At 56.2% G+C, this 4,217-nt stretch carries 3 protein-coding genes; all 3 read right to left on the bottom strand.

Features of this window, described 5'->3' with window-relative positions:
• Positions 1 to 1,793 (bottom strand): alpha-L-arabinofuranosidase C-terminal domain-containing protein (locus tag AC06ND_RS00525; protein WP_475677040.1); only part of this gene is annotated, 1,793 nt, incomplete at its 3' end.
• 18 nt (positions 1,794 to 1,811) lie between these two features.
• Positions 1,812 to 1,976, bottom strand: a complete 165-nt coding sequence (locus AC06ND_RS00520) for a hypothetical protein (RefSeq protein WP_475677039.1) — start codon at positions 1,974 to 1,976, stop codon at positions 1,812 to 1,814.
• Between the two features lie 4 nt (positions 1,977 to 1,980).
• Positions 1,981 to 3,336 (bottom strand): dipeptidase, encoded by a 1,356-nt coding sequence (locus tag AC06ND_RS00515; RefSeq protein ID WP_475677041.1) that lies wholly within the window; start codon positions 3,334 to 3,336, stop codon positions 1,981 to 1,983.
• Positions 3,337 to 4,217 lie beyond the last annotated feature (881 nt).

Here is a 4,217-nt window from a genome sequence, read left to right as displayed (position 1 = left end):
CCTGCGATCTTCACGCAATTGCCATAGAACTTGGTTCCTGCTGACTCTCCGAACATCTGCTGAACATAGTAGTTGGCGGTGAGAGCGACATGGTCGTTGTTGAAGAGGATGAGCACTGGAAGCCAGTTCGAATGGTTCATGTTGCTCATAAGAGGCGCATAGCTGCTCATCACGACAACGTCACCGTTGCGCTCGACATGGCAGAGGTAGAGAGCCTCAGCAAGTGCGTCGAGTACGGTGTTGTCCTTAGCTGCATACTCACCGAGGTAGACCTTGGTCTTGCGGTCGCGTGGGTATGAGTCGTACTGGCGGCTGGTGAGGAAGTACTCCTTCTGCTCGTAGTAGTGCTCGTCGAGGATAGGGACGTTGATCTCCTCTGCGAATGCCCAACCATTGACATAGTCCTCATGGTTCGAAGGATGTGAGTTCACGCCTGCGGTTCCGACGATGGTAATCTCAGGATGAGCTGCGGTAACCCTGTCGTAGATGTATTTGAAGCGCTCCTTGAACTCAGGAGTGATGTATTCCTCGTTTCCGATACCGACCATCTCGAGTCCGAATGGCTCTGGATGACCCTGGGCAGCACGCTTTGCACCCCACTCGGTGGTGACATCTCCGTTCGCCCACTCGATGAGGTCGAGGACCTCGTCAACCCACTCGTCCATCTCGTCCATTGGGACAGGCATCTGTGCGAAGCCTGGGAGGCCCCATGATCCACCTGCACCCTGGCAGCTGGTACCTGAAGGAAGGATTGGGAGAGGCTTTGCGTTGATGTCCTCGCAGAACTGGAAGTACTCGTAGTAACCTACCTCACGGCTCTGATGGTAGCCCCATGAGTTCTTGAGCTGCACGCGCTCCTCCTTCGGACCGATAGAGGTCTTCCAGCGATAGGTAGCCCACATTCCGTCTCCACCGCCATGTACGACGCATCCGCCAGGGAAGCGCACGAACTTAGGGTGCATGCCGGCGATAGCCTCAGCGAGGTCCTTACGAAGGCCATGGCCCATGAAGGTGTCCTCTGGGATGAGGGAAACAGCGTCGAGGTCGAAGCATCCGGTGTCCTGGGTTGCGACCATGAGGGAAGCGTTCGTTGCATCTGCGCTCGGAGTGAGGATGACCTCATACTTGGTCCAGTCCTTCGCATTGGCCTTGATGGTCTGCTCTGCGAGCACGGTACGGCCGGCGGTGAGCCAAACCTTGATGGTCTTCGCCTTGCCGTCCGGCATCCTCATGAATGCAGAGAAATCATAGTTCTCACCGGCCTTCACTACCATTCCGTCGAAACCGGAGTTGATGATACCCACACCGACGCGGGTGTCGCGCATGAAGCCTGCGGCAGCGATCGAACCGTCCTGGTTGCGTGCCTGCTGTCCATGGTCATGATCATGGTGCTCCTGTCCGTCGAGGTAGCGACCAACACGCTCTGCGGTGATGCGCATGTAGTTGGAGTTGTTCTCGTTGAGAGGGTTGTCGTTGCGCTGGCTCACATATCCGGTGCTATGGCCGAGGGCCGAGAAGCGCCATGCTGTTCCTGCGCCCCAACCTGGCTGCTCGGTGAGGTTGTACTCGAATGAGCCGTTCTGTACGAGCTGTGCGTTGAGACCGCCGTCAGCCGCATAGCTGAGGTCCTCGAAGAATGTTCCGAGGATCTGGTCACTGATGGTCTTTCCGCCCTTTGGAGCCTTGTAGGCAGGCTTCTTTGCGGTCTGTGCCGCTGCATCGACCTGCGCGAAGCTGAGTGCCGCACCAGCGACAGCAGCCATGCAGGCCATTCTGATCAGGTTCTTATTCATTTCTTGGTCTATTTTTGGTTATTTGTCTTTCTTGTCAAACATGTCGAATCCGAAGAATTTCTGTTCGAGGTCATAGCGTACGAAGTTGCCGTCGAATGGCATGCCGAACAGGTGCTCCTGGTATGATCTCACAGGGTCCTGGAAAAGGCCATCGAAAAGGCCGTTGTCCTTGTTTTCGTCCATATCGTTACAGATATTGGTAGAAGAGCGCTATCGATTCCATTCCGGCGAAGAGCTGCTTGAGGAGGTAACTTTCGTTAGGGGAGTGGATTGTGTCTCTCTCGAGGCCGAAGCCCATCAGGAGCGGGTCGATTCCGAGTATCCTCTGCATGTCCGCGAGCACAGGGATGGATCCACCTCCACGGCTCGGCACAGGTTCGATTCCATATACCTCGGTCATCGCGCGTGATGCGGCCTTGAATGCCGGCGAAGAGAGCGGGATGAGGAAGCCGTTTCCTCCGTGACATGGGCGCACGTCCACCTTCACGGTCGCAGGAGCCATGTCGCGCAGGTGCTTGCAGATGAGTTCTGTGATCTCGGCGCTGTCCTGGTTCGGCACGAGGCGCATAGATATCTTCGCATGAGCGCTCGATGGGAGCACGGTCTTCGCTCCGGTGCCGGTGTAGCCGCCCCAGATGCCGTTTACGTCGAGACACGGACGTATGCCGACCCTCTCGAGGGTGGTGTAGCCGTCCTCTCCGCAGACCTCGTCGATGTCGAGGAATTCCTTATACTCATCCATGTTGAACGGAGCACGCGCGAGCATGTCCCTGTCCGTCCTCGAAAGTTCGACGACCTTGTCGTAGAAGCCGGGGATGGTGATCTTTCCATTCTCATCATGGAGCGATGCCACCATCTCGCAGAGCACGTTGATAGGGTTCGCGATCGCACCGCCGTAATGGCCCGAATGGAGGTCCTTGTTCGGTCCGGTCACATCGATCTCGATGTACGATAGTCCGCGCATTCCGACGTTGATCGACGGCACTTCTTCCGAGATCATGGTGGTGTCCGAAACGAGGATGACGTCCGCTGCGAGAAGGTCCTTATGGTCGGAAACCCATTCTGCGAGCGAGCCGCTGCCGATTTCCTCTTCGCCTTCGAAGATGAACTTCACATTGTGGCGGAGCCTGCCGCTTCGGAGCATGTACTCGAAGGCCTTGAGGTGCATGAAAAGCTGGCCCTTGTCGTCGTTCGCGCCACGTCCATAGATGGCTCCGTCGCGGATCTCCGGCTCGAACGGATCGGATTTCCAGAGTTCGATTGGGTCCACCGGCTGCACGTCGTAGTGTCCATACACGAGCACTGTACCTTCAGCTCCGGGCACATCCTTGCGTCCGAAGACCACCGGATGGCCCTTGGTAGGGTAGACGGCGGCTGAGTCTGCACCGGCCTCGAGGAGCATTTCCACGAGCCTATCGGCACATTTGCTCATGTCGTCCTTGTGGTCGGGCTGCGAGCTGACCGACGGTATCCTCAGGAGCGAGAAGAGCTCCTCGAAGAACCTTTCCTCATTCTGTGCGATGTATTCTTTCATGTGGAATATATTCTGTGTTGGTTATTCTTCCGTGTGCTATTTGATCTGCCGCAAGCTGGTTATCGTCTACATTTCGTAGCTGTGTTATTTGCTTCTTTCACAGTTCATGTTTGTTTCAGAGCTTCCCGGCGGTCGCAATAGTGGTTGCCCAAAGCGCCATCATGCAAATATAAGCAAATTTCTCCGCGCCAACCATCCCCGCCGCAAGATAGACCCAACGCGGAATATGGTGCGGTGGCGGGCTGGTGCGGGCGGTGGCTGGCAGGAGCTGGCGGAGGCGGGCTGGTGCTGGTAGGTGCAGGCAGGTGCGGGCGGTGGCGGGCAGGCGCAGGCAGATAGGTGATGGCTAGTGCGAGCAGGTGATGGCGGGCGCGGACAGGAACTGGCGGGGTGGGCAGGTGCAGGCAGATAGGCGCGGACAGGAACTGGCGGGGTGGGCAGGTGCAGGCAGATAGGCGCAGGCAGGTACAGGCAGGTACAGGCAGGTGCAGGCGGGCGCGGGAGCAGCAAAATGCAGATCGGCTTCGCTCCGCTCGCCGACCCTAATCCGGGCAAATGCATTTTGCTTGCTTCCCGCCCCGCCTGCATTTTCCGCACTGTCCGTACTTATAGTACAATCTGCCCTGCTTATACTTTGTACACTGTCGTACTGTCTATATTGCTTGCTATATTGCTTGTACTATCTACATGACCTGCATTATCAGCACTGCGTTTCTACTCTTCCCGTACTGTTTTTTATTGTTTGTAATCTAAGTATATGACAAAAATTTGAAAACATTGATTCTATAGCGGTCTGTATGGTTGATCAGGCACTGAGAGATGTAGTCCAGCCCGTACTTGAACAGGCTCACAGCCCTTCGTCCATGCTTCAAGACCTTTATAGGTTTGAT

The sequence above is a fragment of the Candidatus Cryptobacteroides sp. genome (assembly GCF_056207615.1).
Note: the sequence above shows the minus strand (reverse complement) of the source record. Positions and strands in the feature narration are given on the sequence as shown.